Raw genomic sequence first — 19,252 nt, forward strand, 5'->3', positions numbered from 1 at the left:
AAAAATAAATATACAAAAAAAGTGAGCTCAATGGCTCACTTTAAATCATATAAAAATTTCTTATTTTTTTTCTATAGCTGGTTGGTATTTTTTACTCAGCTCCATAGAAATTGAGGAGCGTTCAAATTTAATTTTACCTGCTCCTGTTTCAATTATTACAGTATTATCACTATCAACAATATCAACAATTTTACCATGAATACCACTAGTAGTAACTATTTTATTTCCTTTAGCTATAGAACTCTGGAATTGTTTTTCGTTTTTTGCACGTTTCATTTGTGGGCGAATCATAAAAAGATAAATCACCACAAACATTAATAAAAAAGGCAACATTCCCGTTAAAGTACTTCCTCCTCCTGTTTGTAAAAAAATTGTTGTATACATTTTATTTATTTAAGTATATTAATATTTATGAGTTTTTTGCTGTTACCGTACCTTTAATACGTAACATTTCTGTAACTTTTTCAGTATTTGTTTGTAAAGTTATGGTTTTATGCTGTTTACCTACTCTTCCATTAGAATTGAAAGAAAATTTAAGTTCGGCTGAAGCTCCTGGTTTAATAGGTTCTTTTGGCCATTCTGGAACAGTACATCCACAAGATGGTTTTGCATTTATAATTAATAAATCTGTTTTTCCTGTATTGGAAATTTTAAAAGTTCCATCTATTATTTCTCCCTCTGTAATGGTACCAAAATCAAATTCCATTTTGTCAAACTCTATAACTGGTCCTCCAAGGCTAATGATTTCATCTCTTTCTTTAGCAGTTTCTAAATTAGTAGATTTTATTTTTTTGGTAGCACTGTCGTTACAAGAAATAAAAACTACACTTAATAAAGTTGCACAAATAATCGTAATTTTTTTCATAATAAGTAAATTTCAGTAAAAGTAAAAAATTATAATAATCCTCTCCCTATTTTATTCAATCTTTTTGAAGTTGTAAAATCTTTTAAAATTTTATCTAATACTCCATTTATAAAGTAACTACTTTTATTGGTTGAATAATCTTTGGCTATTTCAATATATTCATTAATAGTAACTCTGGTTGGAATTGAAGGGAAATTTACAAACTCACAAATAGCCATTTTAATTAATATCATATCAACTTCAGCAATCCTATCTGAATCCCAATTAGGTGTTTTATCTTCAATTTCCTTTTCAAATTCAGTGTGTTTTAACACTACTTTTCTAAACAAATCTACTACAAACTTTTTATCGTCCTCATCTTTATAAAGCTTCCCAAGTTGAAAAGATTGATTTACATTTAATTGATTTAATGATTTTACAATCCAAGTATTTACAAAAGGAATGTCATCTAACCAACTTATATTTTTATCTTCAAAATACTCAGCTAATTTTTCATTAGGAGCTACAATAGTTTTAAAAATAGCCACTACAAACTCTTTATCTTCTTGAAAATTTGAATGTTTAGAGTTCATATAAGTAGCATACAACTCACTTTCTTTAATTTGTTTCCAAATTTCTGTGATATACTCGTTATCTAAAGTCCAGTAATTTAAATTTTTAGTTTCTAAATACTCATTTAATGAAACACTTTCATTTAAGGTATTAAAAACTTGATTGTTTATAAATTTAATATTTGGATTCAAATCTTCTGAAGTTGCTAAAAACTTTTTTCTAGAAATTTCAATATGGTTTTTTTCCATATTTCTAACTTCAACAAGTAAACGAATTAATAAAACATATAAATCATACATTTTATCAATACTTGCATATAAGAACTTTTCTTCTTTTGTTAAGTTGTCACTTTTAGACTGTAGTAAAGCATAAACCGATTGCATTACTTTAACTCTAATATGTCTTCTATTTATCATTTAAAGAACTTTGAAAAAATTGTTTTTAACACGGCAAAAATAGTATTATTTTTTATAAAATGAGCAGTGTTTTTCATTTTTTAAGTAAAGTTAATTCTATCTTAAAATACCGAAATTAAAATATTAATAATGTATCTTCGTGCTTTAAAATTGATTGCCCTTAATTCTTTTATGAAAGCCTTACAATACTTAAACAAATACTTTTTTAAATATAAATACAGATTACTAATTGGAATTATAATTACTGTTGCTTCTAAATTTTTAGCTTTACAAGTACCACAACTTATTAGGCAGTCGGTTAACATTGCTGAAGACTATACAAATGGGATTGTTTCTGATTTGCCAATTGTTAAAGCCCAGTTGTTAAATAATATTTTACTTATTGTTGGGGCCGCACTTTTAGCTGGTTTTTTCACCTTTTTAATGAGACAAACAATTATTGTAATGTCTAGATTAATTGAGTTTGATTTAAAAAATGAGATTTACCAACAATATCAACGTTTATCCCTAAACTTTTACAAACAAAATCAAACAGGTGATTTAATGAATAGAATTAGTGAAGATGTTAGTAAAGTTCGCATGTATTTTGGACCAGCAATAATGTACTCTATTAATATGCTAGTACTGTTTGTAGTAGCAATTATAAAAATGTATAATATTGACCCAATATTAACTAATTACACCTTACTACCACTCCCAATTTTATCGATTTCAATTTATATTTTAAGTAGAGTTATTAATAAAAGAAGTACCATAGTTCAACAATATTTATCTAAGTTAACAGCTAATGCTCAAGAAACATTTTCTGGAATAAGTATTTTAAAATCTTATGGAATTGAACATAAAACAATGGTTGAATTTGGAACATTAGCAAATGAAGCACAAGATAAAAACATCAATTTATTTAAAGCTCAAGCCCTATTTTTCCCATTAATGATTTTATTGATAGGTTTAAGCAATATCTTAGTCATATATATTGGAGGTATGCGTTATATTGAAGGCACGATCTCTTTAGGTGTTATTGCAGAATTTATTATGTATGTAAACATGTTAACTTGGCCCGTTGCAGTAGTTGGCTGGGTAACTTCAATAGTACAACAAGCTGAGGCTTCTCAACAACGTATTAATGAATTTTTAAAACATGAACCCGAAATAAAAAACAATCAAGAACAACCTTCAACTATTGAAGGAACCATAGAGTTTAAAAATGTTACATTTACTTATGATGACACCAATATTACCGCTTTAAAAAATGTAAGTTTTAAACTTGAAAAAGGAAAAACATTAGCCATTTTAGGAAATACTGGTTCCGGAAAATCCACCATCATCAATTTAATTGCTCGTTTGTACGATGTTGATACTGGAGAAATATTAATTGATGGTACTAATATTGAGCAACTAAACTTAAATAACTTACGTCAAAATATTGGTTTTGTTCCTCAAGAAGCATTTTTATTTTCTGACACCATCAAAAACAATATCAAATTTGGAGATGAAAATGCCTCAAATGCTAAAATTGAACAAGCAGCTAAAGACGCATATATTCATCATAACATTATTGAGTTTAATAAAGGATATGACACCTATGTTGGTGAACGAGGTGTAACTTTATCTGGAGGACAAAAACAACGTATTTCAATAGCTAGAGCAATTATAAAAAATCCTAATATTTTAATTTTTGATGATTGCCTTTCTGCAGTTGACACCGAAACTGAAGAAATAATTTTGAACAATCTTCATAAAATAAGTAGAAATAAAACTACTTTAATTGTTAGTCATAGAGTATCATCTGTAAAAAATGCAGATGTGATTATTATTTTAGAAGATGGAAAAATAATTCAAAAAGGTTCACATAATGAGCTAGTTAATATTGATGGATATTATAAAGAACTCTACGAACAACAACTTTTAGAAAAAGAAATTTAAAAATTGTTAAATAACTGAAATAATTTTATAGATTTGTGAATAAATCTAAAAAAAAGATTACTAAATATAGAAAGTTAATTATGAATGACAAAGAACATTTAGAACAAGAAGAGATATTCTCTCAAGTTCTTAGAGCAGGAAGAAGAACCTACTTTTTTGACGTAAGAGCTACAAAAGCAGATGACTATTACTTAACTGTTACCGAGAGTAAAAAATTTACACATGACGATGGATCTTTCCATTACAAAAAACACAAAATTTACTTATACAAAGAAGATTTTAATGAATTTAATGAGATGCTAAAAGCTGCAACTGATTATATTTTAAATGAAAAAGGTGAAGAAGTGATCTCTGAACGTCACCAAAAAGATTTTAAAAGACCTTCTGAATTAAACGAAGCCTCTTCAAGTACAGAAAGTTTTACCGATGTAAATTTTGAAGATATTTAATAAATATACTTTTATACATAAAAAAACACCTTTGTAATTACAAAGGTGTTTTTTTATAGCTACATTTTAATTAGAATATTCACTAGCAACATGCTGTTGAATTCTAGCTGATTCCACCAAATTACTTTATAGCTTTTTATATAACAACTACAAAAATAACTTATTTAATTTCTAAAAACTAATCAATTAAAACCACACCATTCATTTGTACTATTCACTATAGTCTCAAATGCTATCTGTGTAAGATATTCAGGAACATAATTTCCTCCATTTGAAATTAACTGATTATTAAAATTTCTTAAATGATTTTGAGAACCACATTTTAAGAAATCATACAGACTTAATAAATCTATTTTTTCAGTTCTACTTTCATTTAAAGTTAAATCTTTAATATCCAAATCTTCAATAATATTACCAACTCTTAAAGCTTCTAATAATGATATATCGGAGAGTTCAATTAAATCATTATAAATTTTTTGAAGTGTAGTGTTTCTAAACTCTCCTCTATTTTCCAATATAGGATCTTCTATATTGTATTTATTTAATAAAATTAATACGCTATTCATATGAGAAGATTCGCTAGAGGCAATGTTGTTAAATACAATAGTTCCATATTTATCATATGAATACAAATAAACATCTCTTGCTAATTTTTCTTCTTCTCTTAAAAAAAGTAAATCATTAATTTCATCTTGTGTTAAAACTATATCAATTATAGAATTTTCATTATTATCATTAGTACAACCAACTGTTATAGCCAAAAACACAATTACAGTTACTAAAATCATTTTTCTCATAAGTAAATTATTTTATACTAGATTTGACGTAATGAATTCATAAAGGTTTAAAATAGCTTTAGCAACAAAAGTTACCGTAATTTTATGGTTAATTTTTGAGCATAAAAAAACTCTCATTTATTTGAGAGTTTCTTTATCTTTTGTTATGTAAGTTTTTGTCTTTAAGCCAAAACTTCTTGAACTTTATCTGCAGCTTCTTGAAACTCAGTAGCAGATATTACGTCTAAACCACTAGCATCAATTAACTCTTTTGCCTCAATTGCATTTGTACCTTGTAAACGTACAATTATTGGAACTTTAATAGCATCACCCATGTTTTTATAGGCATCAATAACTCCTTGTGCTACTCTATCACAACGCACAATACCTCCAAATATATTCACTAGAATAGCTTTTACATTTGGATCTTTTAAAATTATTCTAAAGGCTGTTTCAACACGTTTTGCATCAGCAGTACCACCAACATCTAAAAAGTTAGCAGGCTCTCCTCCAGATTGTTTAATTAAATCCATTGTACTCATCGCTAAACCTGCACCATTAACCATACACCCTACATTTCCATCTAAATCAACATAGTTTAAACCTGCAGCATTTGCTTCTACTTCAATTTCATTTTCTTCACGTAAATCTCTTAAAGTTGCTAAATCTTTATGGCGAAATAATGCATTATCATCTAAAGTAACTTTAGAATCAACTGCTAATATTTTATCATCTGAAGTTTTTAATACTGGATTGATTTCAAATAATGAAGAGTCAGATTTTACAAAAGCAGTATATAACGATGTTACAAACTTAATCATCTCTTTTAATGCAGCTCCAGACAACCCTAAATTGAAAGCAATTTTACGCGCTTGGAATGGCATTAATCCTAATAAAGGATCAATTTCTTCTGTGAAAATTAAATGAGGTGTTTTTTCTGCAACAGTTTCAATGTCCATTCCCCCTTCAGTAGAATACATAATCATATTTCTTCCGGTTGCTCTATTTAATAAAACCGACATATAATATTCTTCTGGTTCACTATCTCCAGGATAATAGACATCTTCAGCAATTAAAACTTGGTTCACCTTTTTTCCTTGTGGAGGTGTTTGAGGTGTTTTTAACATCATTCCAATTATATTTTCAGAAATAGTTTCTACTTCTTGCAAATTTTTAGCTAATTTAACTCCGCCACCTTTTCCACGTCCTCCAGCGTGAATTTGTGCTTTAACAACCCACCAACCTGTACCAGTTTCTGCAGTTAATTGTTTTGCAGCTTCTACAGCTTTTTTATGATTATTAGCAACTATACCGCGTTGTATTCTAACGCCAAAACTATTTAACAACTCTTTTCCTTGGTATTCGTGTAAATTCATTAGAAATATTATTTTAAAAAATATTCACAAATGTAATAATCAAAACTTAAAATTTAGATGAATTATTAAAAAGTTTTGAAATAACCTTAATTAAGTTACTTAAATAAATAGTGTTGCTTATTTTTTTACAAAAATTTGATAAAATTTCAATTTCAAAAATTACAATTTTAATAAGTTGAAAATTACATTCTAAACTATTGAATATTACTTTGAAAACACTTTAATTTAATTGTTTAAACTACAGTGAAAAGCCTTTAAAATAATTTAAATTTAATGTAGCATATAGTACTACTTTAAACTTTAAATCTCATGAAAAAAATCTTTTTAAAATCCGTTATTTTAACCCCTGCTCTACTATTATCTGCTGCAATACTTTTAGTTTTTACAGCTTCATACATTGGTTACATTAACTTAATTTTCAGATTATTTACTCAACAAATTTATAATTAAATTATTTTCATAAAACAATACCATTAACTCATTATTAACATTTATTTATGATTGGTTACAAAATATGTTAAATATTTTAGCATAATTATTTTACATAATAGAACTATCATAGTTTATGAAAAATTTTTTTTGGCTTTTTGCCATATTTTATAGCATCCTTATTTCAGCACAAGAAAATAAAAAAAATTTAATTACTAGACGAATTACTACACCTCCAAAAATAGATGGCGTTTTGAATGATGATGCTTGGTTTGGAGCACAAATAGCAAAAGACTTTGTGATGTTTAGACCTGGAAATGGTGATAAAGAATATCCTGGAAAAAAGACAGAAGTTAAAGTTGTATATGATGATGAAGCCATTTATTTTGGGGCTTTTTTATATGATGATGATATAAAAAATATTGCTTTTGAATCTGCAACTAGAGATAATTTTGCTCAGGTTGATTGGTTTGGAATTATGTTAAATCCATTAAATGATGGACAGAATGATACCGAATTTTTTATTCAAGCAACAGGAAACCAAGGTGATGCCAAAGCTACCATTAATAATGAAGATTTTAGTTGGAACAGTGTTTGGGAAAGTGCTGTAAAGCTTGATGATGAAAAATGGGTAGTTGAAGTAAAAATACCATATTCCGCCTTGCGTTTTTCAAACCAAGAAATCCAAACTTGGGGGTTAAATTTTCACAGAAGAATACAAAATACTAAAGAACAATTTGTATGGAATCCTATTGACAAAACCAAAGGTAATATTCAACAATATGCTGGAATTTTAAAAGGTATTTCCAATATTTCTCCTCCTATTAGATTAAGTTTTTCTCCCTACTCTTCAATTGCTTTCACTACTTATGATGGTGAAAATGAAGTTAATACTAGCTTAGGAATGGATGTTAAATACGGAATTAGTGAAAGCTTTACTTTAGATGCTACTTTAATTCCAGATTTTGGTCAAACTGCTTTTGATGATGTAACCTTAAATTTAGGACCTTTTGAACAGCAATATTCTGAAAAAAGAGCTTTTTTTACAGAAGGGACAGAATTGTTTAGCAAAGGAAACTTATTCTATTCTCGAAGAGTTGGAAATTCTCCTTCTACTTATGTTGAGGAAGAAGAATTACTCGAAAATGAAGAAATTTTAGAAGCACCTTCAAATGTTAAAATGTTAAATGCTTTAAAAATTTCAGGAAGAACAAAAAATGGACTAGGCATTGGCTTTTTTAATGCAATTACCGAAAAAACCGTTACAAGGATACAAGATAAAAATACGCAAGAAGTTAGAGAAGTTATAACCGAACCTTTTGCTAATTATAACGTACTCGTTTTAGATCAACAATTCAACAAAAATTCATCTGTAAGCTTTATCAACACAAATGTTTTCAGAGAAGGATCTTTTAGAGATGCCAATGTTTCAGCACTACTTTTTGACCTCACCAATAAAGCAAATATTTTTAAAATTGAAGGTGGTGTTGGTATGAGTTATATAAACGAGTTTGGCGAAAAAACAAATGGCTTTTTTACCGATATTGCTTTTAGAGAAATTAGTGGTAACTGGCAATGGGGAATTGAACACCACTTAGAAGATAAAAAGTTTAATAAAAATGATTTAGGCTTTCAAAGAAGAAATAATTTTAGCAATTTTGAGTCTTACATAAGCTATAGGGTTTTTGAACCTACTGAAAAATTTGATGATTATCGCATTACTTTTTGGGCTGACTTAGATTATCTGTACAAACCCAATAAATATACCAGTAACTCTGTTGGGGTTAATTATAATTTTTACACCAAAAAAACAAAACTTGCCTTTGGTGGTAATTTTCAAACAATTATAGGAAATGAATATGATTATTATGAACCTAGAGTTGAAAATCGCTATTATAAAAAACCTGGAAGAATTGCTTCAAATCAATGGATTTCTACTGATTACAGGAAAAAATTTGCCATAGATGCCAACATCTTTATTTCTAAAAGAATAAATGATGATAACTATTTTATCAATACTGGTTTTTCCCCACGTTTTAGAGTAAATGATAAATTATCCTTTGTTTATCAATTAGAATATTCAAAAGATACCAACGATAAAGGATACGTGAATGATTTGGAAGATGGAACTATTATTTTTGGAAAAAGAGATACCAAATCTATTACAAATGCTATATCTGGAAAATATAATTTCAGTATTAAATCAGCTCTTAACCTTACATTCCGTCACTATTGGTCACCTGTTGAATATAAAACTCAGTTTTATTTACTAGAAGAAGATGGTATTTTAACTGAAAGTGATTATACGGCAAATCACGATATTAATTATAATATTTGGAATTTTGACTTAAGCTACACTTGGGAGTTTGCTCCTGGAAGTCAACTGGTTGCATTATACAGAAATTCAATTTTTAATGAAGATGATTTATCTCATTTAAAATTTAAAGAAAACTTAGACAACCTTTTTAAAGAGCCTGTAGTTAATAATATTTCTTTAAAGCTTATCTATTATTTAGATTATAACAAACTTAAAACTTGGTTGTAAGTTTAATTTAATTGTGTATTTTCACAACATTAATTTACACTATGATTGAAGCAAAAAATATTCACAAATTTTATGGCGATTTAGAAGTTTTAAAAGGTGTTAGTTTATCTATAAAAAAAGGAGAAATAGTAGCTATAGTTGGTCCGTCTGGAGCAGGTAAAACAACTTTACTACAAATTTTAGGAACTTTAGACAAACCACATTTAAACAAAACTTCAACACTATCAATAAACACTACAGACTTATTAAATTTAAAAGACAAAAATTTATCAAAGTTTAGAAATAAACATATTGGTTTTATATTTCAATTTCACCAATTACTACCAGAATTTACTGCTTTGGAAAATGTGTGTATTCCAGCCTATATAGGAGGTCAACAAAAAAAAGAAACGGAAGTAAAAGCAAAAGAACTTTTAAGCTTTTTAGGTTTATCTGAAAGAATGAACCATAAACCCAACGAACTTTCAGGTGGTGAACAGCAACGGGTGGCGGTTGCAAGAGCCTTAATTAACAACCCCGATGTGATTTTTGCTGATGAACCTAGTGGAAATTTAGATTCCGCTTCTGCAAAAAATTTACACGAATTATTTTTTGAACTTCGCAATAAATTCAATCAAACTTTTGTGATAGTTACTCATAATTCTGAACTAGCAAATATGGCTGATCGTAAATTAGAAATGAAGGATGGACTTATTGTTGCAAAAACAAAATTATCAAACCTTCACAGCAATCAAAGTTAGCTTGGTACTCACAAAATAAGTTTTCAATTTTAAAATAAAAAATGATTAAAATAGGAATTATAAGTGCAATGCAAGAAGAAATTCAAGCACTTTTAAACGAACTTAAGAACGTTACAACTACAGAAAAAGGAATGAGAACTTATTTTTCTGGAACCCTATTTAATAAAAAAGTAGTGTTGGTATTTTCTCGTTGGGGTAAAGTAGCTTCTGCAGTAACAACAACACAACTTATTAATGACTTTGATGTTGATGAAATTATTTTTACTGGTGTGGCCGGAGCTATTAATTCAAAATTAAATATTGGAGATATTGTTTTGGGCAAAAACTTATACCAACATGATATGGATGCCAGTCCACTATTTGAAAAATTTGAAATTCCTATTTTAAGAAAAAAATATTTAGAAACATCCAACACAAAGCAACTTTTAAAAGCCGCCAACAATTTTTTAAATTCGTATCATCAATTCATAACTGTTCATGATGCTTTAAAATTTCAAATTACTCAGCCAAAAGTAATTGAAGGAGATATTGCTAGTGGAGATCAATTTATTTCATCTATTGAAAAAATAAAACAATTAAATAATTGGTTGCCTTCGGCATGTTGTGTTGAAATGGAAGGTGCTGCTGTTGCCCAAGTTTGTTATGAATATCAAATTCCCTTCTCAATCATTAGAATAATTTCTGATAAAGCAAATGACAATGCAACCATAGATTTTCCAAAATTTGCCAATACTATAGCCAGTCATTATGCTTTAGGGATTTTAAAAAACTATTTTGCATAAATTACTTGTAATTTAATATCTTTGAAAAATCTTTTTGAACAATGCAGTTTAAGCATCCGGAAATTTTATACGCACTTTTTTTAGTAATTATTCCAATAATTGTTCATTTATTTCAATTACAAAAATTTGCAAAAGTTCCTTTTACCAATGTTAAATTTTTAAAAAAAATTGAACAACAAACTCGCAAAAGTGCTCGGTTAAAAAAGTGGTTAACTTTAATTACTCGAATTTTAGCCTTTAGCTGTATAATTATCGCTTTTTCACAACCTTACTTTTCAAAGTACACAACTCAGCAAAATTTTGAAACCAGTATTTATTTAGATAATTCGTATAGCATGCAAGCTAAAGGAGAATCGGGTGAGCTCTTAAAAAGCATTGCACAAGAGATTATTGAAAATACTCATCAAAAAAATAACAGAATATCAATACTTACCAATGATAATTATTTCAAAGGTTTAGATGAAACCCGTTTAAAAAATACCCTTATTTCTATCAAATATTCTCCATATAAAATTGATTTAAATACTGTTTTATTGAAATTAAACCAAGTAAATTCTAACCAACCTAACACCATACATAAGTCAATTTTAATTTCTGATTTTCAGAAATTTAATTTAAACAACAAATTAAACTTTACATCCAATAACACTTCAACAAATTTATTAAAAGTAACTCCCAAAAATAACATTAACTTTTTTATTGATAGTGTATACGTTGAAGACAACTTATTAACAGACTTAACAATTAATGCAATTATTAAATGTACCAAAAATACTTCTGAAAAAATTACTGTTTCTCTTTTTAATAATTCAACTTTAATTGGTAAAACAACCGCTGTTTTTAGTAATTCAAATAAAAGTACTATTGAATTTAGTGTTAAAAAAGAACAAAATTTTAATGGCAAATTAACACTTCAGGATTCTAGTTTAGAATTTGATAACGATTTCTTTTTTACCATTACAAATCCCGAAAAAATAAATGTATTAACCATTGGAGAAAACTCTTCATTTTTGAAAAAAATTTATACCCTTGATGAATTTAATTATAAGCATCAAACTATACAACAGATAAATTATAACATTTTTAATCATCAACATTTAATTATTTTAAATGAATTAGTTTCAATTCCAACACAATTAATAAGTAGTTTACAACAATATTTTAATACTGGAGGAAATATTGTAGTAATTCCTTCAAAAGATAGCGAAATAGCCACTTATAATAATTTATTAAATAAATTAGCTTTAGGCTCTATAGGTTCAAAAATTGAAAATGAACATTTTGTAACAACCATTAATTATGAGCATCCAATTGTAAAAAATGTATTTGAAAAACGAATCTCAAATTTTAAATATCCTAAAACCTCGTTACAATACTCAACCAACTTACTCAATAGTACAGCTATTGTAAATTTAGATTCTAACAAGCCTTTTGTTTCATCAAGCACCACAAACAATAGTTCATTTTATTTATTTAATTCTCCATTAAACATCAATATTTCAAACTTTATACAATCTCCCTTAGTTGTACCTATTTTTTACAACTTTGCCAAACATAGTTTACAACCCACTAATTTGTATTATTATATCACTTCAGAAAATGAAATTCCAATTTATTCAACTATTGGAAAAGATCAAATACTTAAAATGTCTAATGGTGATACTGAATTTATTCCGCTTCAAAATGCGTTTCAAAATAAAGTAATTTTAAACTTACAAAACCAAATTTTAAAAAGTGGTTTTTATTCGGTTTCATATAACAATTCCAAGATTAAAACACTGGCATTCAACTATCCAAAACAAGAAAGCGAACTTGAATATTTAGATTTACAAAAATTATCAAATAACAATCCAAACGTTGAGGTAACAACTTCTACAGAACAAGTTTTTGATGAAATTTCCAATCAAGGGAAAATCAATTGGCTTTTTAAATGGTTTTTAGCATTTTCTATACTATTTTTGTTTCTTGAAATGCTTATATTAAAATATTTCAACATATGAATGTACTCTTAAAATCTGCAATAATTATTGATAGTTCTAGTCCGTTTCACCTCCAAACTAAAGATCTTTTAATTGAAAATGGAAAAATTACTCAAATAGAAGATTCTTTAAAAAACACGAAGAATTATAAAGAAATAAATATAGAAAACCTTCATATTTCACAAGGTTGGTTCGATTCAAGTGTATGTTTTGGAGAGCCTGGTTTTGAAGAACGTGAAACCATTGAAAATGGTTTAATTACTGCTGCAAAAAGTGGTTTTACTGCCGTAGCAGTTAACCCAAATACCTATCCAATAGTTGATAACAAATCTGCGATTGAATTTCTTAAAAATAAAGGAGCTAATTTTGCAACTAGCTTATACCCTATTGGAGCCTTAACCAAAGGAGCTAAAAGTGATGATATTGCAGAATTATTTGATATGCAAAACTCTGGAGCTATTGCTTTTGGAGACTATAATAAACCTATCAACAATGCTAACTTATTAAAAATTGGTTTACAATATGCTCAAAATTTTGATGGTTTAATTTTAAGTTTCCCTCAAGACAATTCTATAGCTACTTCTGGTTTAGTGAATGAAGAAGTAAATAGTACTAAATTAGGATTGAAAGGAATTCCTGCTTTAGCTGAAGAACTACAAATTGCAAGAGATTTATTTTTGTTAGAATACACCGGTGGAAAATTACATATCCCAACCATTTCTACAAAAAAATCAGTAAAACTTATTAAAGAAGCTAAAAAGAAAGGACTAAATGTTACTTGCAGTGTTTCCGCTCATCATTTGGCATTAACAGATGAAGAATTACATCACTTTGATTCTAATACAAAAGTACTACCTCCTTTAAGAACTTTAAAAGATACTAAAGCCTTAATTAAAGGTTTAAATGAAGGAACAATTGATATGGTTACAAGTGACCACAACCCCATTGATATTGAACATAAAAAAGTAGAATATGAGAGTGCTAAATTTGGAACTATTGGATTAGAAAGTTTATTTGGCGCTTTAAATAACATTATAAATTTAGACGTATTAATCAAAGCTTTAACTTCGAATCCAAGAACACGATTTGGGATTGATAATACCTCAATAAATATTGGAAAAAAGGCAAATCTAACACTATTTAACCCTCAACATAATTATAGTTTTAAAGAAGAAAATATACTTTCTACGTCAAAAAACTCTATCTTTTTAAACAAACTTATGAATGGGAAAGTTTATGGTGTAATTTCAAATAATAAAATGGTACTTTAAATAGAATAATTACTTCAACTAAAAAATATATTAAAATGGAAAATTTCACAGTTAAAGAAGGTAAAACAATGGCAATTATAAGTTACATTACTTGGATAGGTACTTTAATTGCGTTTATTATGAACAATGATAAAAGAAACTCCTTTGCTTCTTTTCACATCAGACAAACTATAGGACTAACCGTATTTTATGTGGTAAATATATTTATTATTGGAAGGTTTGGAGGTTACTGGATTTCAGGTCCTATCAGCCTAATTTTATTTGTATTTTGGATTATTGGACTTGTTGGAGCTGCACAAGGTGAAGAGAAAAAGATACCTTTAATTGGAGATTTATTTCAAGATTGGTTTAAAGGAATTGCGTAATCGTATATTAAAACTTACTTTTGAAGTCGTGCCAAACAGCACGACTTTTATATTACTTTATGAAAAAATTATCACTCGACTATATCTCAAGAGAACCTAATCAAATTACAGAAAACACACCGCTATTAATTTTATTACATGGGTACGGTAGCAACGAAGAAGATTTATTTTCTTTTGCTACTGAGCTACCAGAAGAGTTAATTATTATAAGTGCGCGTGCCCCTCAAAATTTAGGCTTTGGAAGCTATTCTTGGTATACTATAAATTTTACAGCTGATGCTGGTAAGTTTTCAGATATCCCAGAAGCAATTTCAGCGAGAGATTTGATTTCCTCTTTTATAGATGAAATTCAGAATGAATATAAAATAACTCCTGAAAAAACATTTTTATTAGGGTTCAGCCAAGGAACCATATTAAGTTATGCTGTAGCTTTAAATTATCCTGAAAAAGTTCAAAAAATTATTGCTTTAAGTGGTTATGTAAACCCAGAGTTACTACCATCTGATTTGACTTTAAAAGATTATTCTAAATTAGATTTCTTTATTTCACACGGAACTGTAGATCAAGTAATTCCTGTAGAATGGGCAAACAAATCACCTCAGTTTTTAAATCAATTAAAAATTAAAAATAGTTATCAAGAATATCCAGTAGGACATGGAGTAGCTCCCCAAAACTTTTTTGATTTTAAAAAATGGATTGAGGAGCGTATTTAATTAATTTTTAAATAGCTAACTCATTAAATAAATCAATTAATGAATTTTCAGAGGGTCTTGGGGCATTTGCTGTAATAATATTCCCTTGTGGATCAATTAAAATAAATCGTGGAATCCCTTTAATTAAATAATCTTTAACAAATTGAGAGTTCCAATCTTTATCCGCTAATAATTGAACACCTCCTAGTTGCTCTTTTTCAACCATCTTTTTCCATTTTAATTTATCAGATTGTTTATCTATTGATATACTTACAAATTCGATATTTTTATTATGATATAGTTTTTCAATCTTTTTTAGGTGTGGTATTTCAATTTTACAAGGTCCACACCAAGTTGCCCAAACATCTATATAAAGGTATTTTCCTTTAAGGTCATTAAAAGATGTAGTTTCTCCATTATAATTCTCATAATTTTCAAATAAAGGAGAAGGCTTACCTTTGGCAACCTTAATTAATTTTTTATAATTTTCAGTGATTTCGCTTTTGTATATTGGGTTACTTGATGCATTATTAAATATTGTATAATATGCTTCTAAATCGTAAGTGTATGTTATTCCATATTTGGCTTCTTTATACAAAAGATTATTTTTAATAACTTCGTTAGGAATTTCAGCAATTACTTTTAACTTAACGATATCTTCAGCTTCAGAATTATTTTCAATTAGCTCTTTTGTTTTAGACTCTACATACTTATCTACTAACCTTTTATAATTATTAGAAAAAAGAAAATCTTCCCCATTAAAATAGTTAATATCTTTGATTTCTTGTAAAAACTCACTAGATACTTTAAAATCTGGATTTTTAGTTGTGTATGCATGTGACTTCTCATATGAACTCAATCTATTTAAATGTTCATATTTGATATTCTTTTTTTCTAATTCTTTAAATGCTTCAGAAACTGTTTTATTCTTATTTATTTCTCTTAAAAGAGTTTCTTCAATAATTTTTGATTTTGTTTTAAATTCATCTTCATTTAACGCATAAAAATCATTTCTTTTACCAATTAGCTCGCTTTGTTTTTCTTGCTTTTGTAATAAGTAATTATTTTCATGAGGGTTTTCACCTAAAAATGTTAAAGTCTCTCTAAAGTTATTTGCATCAAAATTTACTTCAAAAGAAGTTCCTTGTTCAAAATAAATTCGTGTAAATAGCTTCCCATATGAAATTAAGTGTGTTCCATTGTCAATTTTTAAAGTATCTTTAAAAGTTCCATTAGCTGAAATTTTAATAGTGTCTCTAAAAGTTGAATTACTACTCATTATTATTAAGTCGTTTGCTGTACTATTTTTTATATTGCCTGAAAAAAGTACATACTCTTTTATTTCTTCTTTTTTACAAGAAAGGATGCTAAAAATTAATATTCCGTAGATAATTTTTTTCATGTGTATTTTTTAATTGTTATAGATTGCTTTAAATTGTAATTTTCACAAAAAGAAACCGCCCATTTAAATAAATTAAATAAAGCGGTTCATTAACTCAAATATGAAAAATTATTGTTTCTCTTTTAATTCTTTTAAGTTTTGTAAAGCTCTTTTTTTAACTTTACTACTTATAGTATCAGCCATTTTTACAGCTAATTCTCCTGCTTTAATTGCTTCTTCTTTATTTCCCACAATACCTTGTATTTGTGCAAAAGTACTAACGGTTCCATAATCGTTTGGATTCATTTCATAAGCCTTTGTTATTAACTCAGCTGCTTGAAGAAGAATTTTAGGGCTCTCTTCAAAAGACTTTCTATAAACGCTTCTAGCAATAAATGCAATTGTTTCAGGATCATCCGTTAAAAAGTTATCTACATAGTAATTGGAAGTTTTTATAAATTTATCAGCATCGTTTGCTTTAGCATAATAATTACAATGAAGTATGGCTATATCCCTTGCCTTATCTGTTAATTTTTTTAAAGAATCTAACTGTTGAAAAAACAAGGTTTCATTTTGCTCATTTGTTGAAGCATACATCTTTCTTTGTAAAATTCTTTGATAAACTTTATAAACAGTTTTTTTATTTGTTATTGAAATAAAGTATTCTTTATTAGAGTTTAATACATTAAATAATTTAGAATTTTCATCAAAAACAAAGCTCTCTATTAGTTTCCAACCTGATAAAGATAACAACCACTCATCATCTACTTTTAACATTAGCTTGTCCAAAACTTCATCAGCTGTATTAATTCTCATCTTTTGTAGAGAAATAGCGTAATTAAGCATTTCATCATTCGACATTTTGTTTTGCTCATATTTTGCAGTCAAAATTCCAAAAGCTTTACTTGGATCTATAGCATTTTCACCTACAGTTATAAACTCTTCAACACTCATTCTTGAAGTTGACTTATGTACTAAGTCTCCTTTAGAATTTATAAAAAGATATGTAGGATATGAACTTACTTGGTATTTCTTTGCCAATTCTGGTCCTTCTCCTTTTTCCATATCAATTTTATAATTGATAAATGTTGAATTGTAGAAAGAATAGACATTTTCATTGACGAAAACATTTTTATCCATCCATTTACAAGGTGCACACCAAGAAGTATAACAATCAATAAAAATAAGTTTATCTTCTTTTTCAGCTACTGCTAATAACTCTTTAAAAGTACCATTTCTAAAATCGATAGCTTTAGGGAGTTCTTTTTTTTCTTGAGCACAAGAAAATATGATTCCCACTAAAATTATATAAAATATATTTTTCATTAATAGCCTGGATTCTGATTAATTAAACCTTCTGATAATTGTACTGTTTGTATTGGTAATGGAAGTATTAATTTACTATCAGAAGAGATTTCTTTGTAAGTGTTAATATCTATATTGCCCTCTTTATGATAACGTACTAAATCATACCATTCTTCACCACTTTCGGCTCCAAGTTCAAGTACTTTTTCAACTCTTATGGCTTCTAATATTTCATCTTTATTAGTAGATGAAATTAAAATATTTTCGCTTCGCTCTCTAATGTTATTTAAAGCATCTAAAGCCTCATCAATATCATCATTTCCTCTTAAAACTGCTTCAGCATAAATAAGATATATTTCGCCCAAACGAATAAAATATTCAGTATCAGCAGTTAATGGAACTCCGTTATAAACTGAATTGTTAAATTTATTGTTTCTTGCACTTCCAGATGAAGTATAAGCAATTGCTGCTTCATATCTAGCATCATCTTCCATTTGACTTATATAATAATCAGAAACTCCAAAATAAGCTCTATACATAAAGGCTTTATTATTTCTGTCATTTGAATTATCAAATGGAGTTTGAAAAATAGCTTCTTTAGTTTCAATAATTTTTTTAGTGAAAATATCAGAAAATGTATCTTCTAATTCTCTCTCATTAGAGTTAATTACCTCTAAGGCTACTTGTGCTGCATTACTATAGTCTTTTTTATATAAAAGTACTTTACTTTTTAAAGCTTTAGCTGCTATACTTGAAGCATAAAATGTATCAGAAAAACTAGGTGCATATTGAATTGCATACTCCAGATCCTCTAAAATTAAATTGTAGGTTTCAGCAACTGATGCTCTTGCTTGTGGATTAGCACTTACAATTGGTTCTTTTTTAAGCACTATTCCATTTGTAGAATTTTCATCAAAAAATTCTCCCCAAAGTCTTAATAAATAAAAGTTTGATAATGCTCTTAAAAACTTGGCTTCTGCTACAATTTCATTCTTTCTAGCATCTTCCGTTTCTAATTTTTCAGTTTTAGTAATTACATGATTGGCATTGTTGATTAGGAAATACATATCTGTATAAATCAATTCAAGATAATAATTATCCGACAATACATCATTCTTAAAAAATGAGTTTTCAGTTCCTCCACCCCAAACTCCAGGTTTCATAGTTAGTCCCATCATTGAAGTTATTGCTGGTGTATAACTTATGTATGAAGCGCCATCAATTAGTGCTCCATAAGTTCCATATAAAGCAGTTTGAGCCTGATCTATATTTGTTATTACTTTGTCTTCAGATATTTGATAAACAGGATCTACATCTGTAACATCTGTTAAATTACAAGATGTGAACATTAAAATTCCTGTAACTATCAGTATATGTTTAATATATTTAATTTGTATCATAAT

Annotated in this window: 17 protein-coding genes; 9 read left to right on the forward strand and 8 right to left on the reverse strand. The window is 27.7% G+C overall.

The annotated features are described in order from the left end of the window. Positions 1 to 60: 60 nt before the first annotated feature. From yajC to nusB, 3 genes are read right to left on the reverse strand one after another with little or no spacing between them, the layout of a single operon-like run. Complete coding sequence (gene yajC, locus ACFQZW_RS10245) at positions 61 to 384, reverse strand: preprotein translocase subunit YajC (RefSeq protein WP_298263127.1); 324 nt, start codon at positions 382 to 384, stop codon at positions 61 to 63. Between the two features lie 25 nt (positions 385 to 409). Next, on the reverse strand, positions 410 to 865 hold the full coding sequence (locus ACFQZW_RS10250) for a DUF1573 domain-containing protein (RefSeq protein WP_298263128.1): 456 nt from the start codon (positions 863 to 865) through the stop codon (positions 410 to 412). Between the two features lie 29 nt (positions 866 to 894). Continuing rightward, positions 895 to 1,833, reverse strand: coding sequence for a transcription antitermination factor NusB (nusB, locus tag ACFQZW_RS10255; protein WP_298263129.1), 939 nt, complete (start codon positions 1,831 to 1,833; stop codon positions 895 to 897). A 171-nt stretch (positions 1,834 to 2,004) separates the two neighbouring features. Here nusB and ACFQZW_RS10260 point away from each other — a divergent pair, with 171 nt between their 5' ends. Together ACFQZW_RS10260 and ACFQZW_RS10265 are read left to right on the forward strand one after the other, a co-directional pair. Next, positions 2,005 to 3,759, forward strand: a complete 1,755-nt coding sequence (locus tag ACFQZW_RS10260) for an ABC transporter ATP-binding protein (RefSeq protein ID WP_298263130.1) — start codon at positions 2,005 to 2,007, stop codon at positions 3,757 to 3,759. Between the two features lie 80 nt (positions 3,760 to 3,839). Beyond that, positions 3,840 to 4,208 (forward strand): PUR family DNA/RNA-binding protein, encoded by a 369-nt coding sequence (locus ACFQZW_RS10265; protein ID WP_298263131.1) that lies wholly within the window; start codon positions 3,840 to 3,842, stop codon positions 4,206 to 4,208. Between the two features lie 182 nt (positions 4,209 to 4,390). Here ACFQZW_RS10265 and ACFQZW_RS10270 read toward each other — a convergent pair whose 3' ends face one another. Then, the gene (locus ACFQZW_RS10270; protein WP_386782814.1) at positions 4,391 to 5,005 is read right to left on the reverse strand and encodes a DUF2202 domain-containing protein; all 615 of its coding nucleotides are present in this window, start codon (positions 5,003 to 5,005) and stop codon (positions 4,391 to 4,393) included. Between the two features lie 161 nt (positions 5,006 to 5,166). Further along, positions 5,167 to 6,360, reverse strand: coding sequence for an ADP-forming succinate--CoA ligase subunit beta (sucC, locus tag ACFQZW_RS10275; RefSeq protein ID WP_298263133.1), 1,194 nt, complete (start codon positions 6,358 to 6,360; stop codon positions 5,167 to 5,169). A 565-nt stretch (positions 6,361 to 6,925) separates the two neighbouring features. Here sucC and ACFQZW_RS10280 point away from each other — a divergent pair. Genes ACFQZW_RS10280 through ACFQZW_RS10310 form a run of 7 tightly spaced genes read left to right on the forward strand, consistent with a single transcriptional unit; the run spans position 6,926 to position 15,184 of the window. Next, on the forward strand, positions 6,926 to 9,334 hold the full coding sequence (locus ACFQZW_RS10280) for a DUF5916 domain-containing protein (RefSeq protein ID WP_298263135.1): 2,409 nt from the start codon (positions 6,926 to 6,928) through the stop codon (positions 9,332 to 9,334). Between the two features lie 41 nt (positions 9,335 to 9,375). Next, positions 9,376 to 10,074, forward strand: coding sequence for an ABC transporter ATP-binding protein (locus tag ACFQZW_RS10285; RefSeq protein WP_298263136.1), 699 nt, complete (start codon positions 9,376 to 9,378; stop codon positions 10,072 to 10,074). 41 nt (positions 10,075 to 10,115) lie between these two features. Beyond that, entirely contained in the window at positions 10,116 to 10,856 is a 741-nt protein-coding gene (locus ACFQZW_RS10290; protein ID WP_298263137.1) for a 5'-methylthioadenosine/adenosylhomocysteine nucleosidase, read from the forward strand. A 41-nt stretch (positions 10,857 to 10,897) separates the two neighbouring features. Next, positions 10,898 to 12,856: a BatA domain-containing protein gene (locus ACFQZW_RS10295; protein WP_386782818.1), complete on the forward strand. Its 1,959-nt coding sequence runs from the start codon at positions 10,898 to 10,900 to the stop codon at positions 12,854 to 12,856. After that, positions 12,853 to 14,106, forward strand: coding sequence for a dihydroorotase (locus ACFQZW_RS10300; protein ID WP_298263139.1), 1,254 nt, complete (start codon positions 12,853 to 12,855; stop codon positions 14,104 to 14,106). Before ACFQZW_RS10295 ends, ACFQZW_RS10300 begins: the two co-directional genes overlap by 4 nt. A gap of 35 nt (positions 14,107 to 14,141) precedes the next feature. Continuing rightward, positions 14,142 to 14,471 (forward strand): DUF4870 domain-containing protein, encoded by a 330-nt coding sequence (locus ACFQZW_RS10305; protein ID WP_298263140.1) that lies wholly within the window; start codon positions 14,142 to 14,144, stop codon positions 14,469 to 14,471. Positions 14,472 to 14,530: 59 nt separating this feature from the next. After that, entirely contained in the window at positions 14,531 to 15,184 is a 654-nt protein-coding gene (locus ACFQZW_RS10310) for an alpha/beta hydrolase (RefSeq protein ID WP_298263141.1), read from the forward strand. 7 nt (positions 15,185 to 15,191) lie between these two features. Here ACFQZW_RS10310 and ACFQZW_RS10315 read toward each other — a convergent pair whose 3' ends face one another. From ACFQZW_RS10315 to ACFQZW_RS10325, 3 genes are all read right to left on the reverse strand, one after another. After that, on the reverse strand, positions 15,192 to 16,565 hold the full coding sequence (locus ACFQZW_RS10315; RefSeq protein WP_386782821.1) for a TlpA family protein disulfide reductase: 1,374 nt from the start codon (positions 16,563 to 16,565) through the stop codon (positions 15,192 to 15,194). A gap of 108 nt (positions 16,566 to 16,673) precedes the next feature. Next, on the reverse strand, positions 16,674 to 17,870 hold the full coding sequence (locus tag ACFQZW_RS10320; RefSeq protein ID WP_386782823.1) for a thioredoxin family protein: 1,197 nt from the start codon (positions 17,868 to 17,870) through the stop codon (positions 16,674 to 16,676). Beyond that, on the reverse strand, positions 17,870 to 19,249 hold the full coding sequence (locus ACFQZW_RS10325; protein ID WP_386782825.1) for a RagB/SusD family nutrient uptake outer membrane protein: 1,380 nt from the start codon (positions 19,247 to 19,249) through the stop codon (positions 17,870 to 17,872). The genes ACFQZW_RS10320 and ACFQZW_RS10325 overlap by 1 nt, the downstream gene beginning before the upstream one ends. Positions 19,250 to 19,252: the final 3 nt, after the last annotated feature.

The sequence above is a fragment of the Lutibacter aestuarii genome (genome assembly GCF_042676885.1).
In the GTDB taxonomy this organism is placed as follows: Bacteria; Bacteroidota; Bacteroidia; order Flavobacteriales; family Flavobacteriaceae; genus Lutibacter; species Lutibacter aestuarii.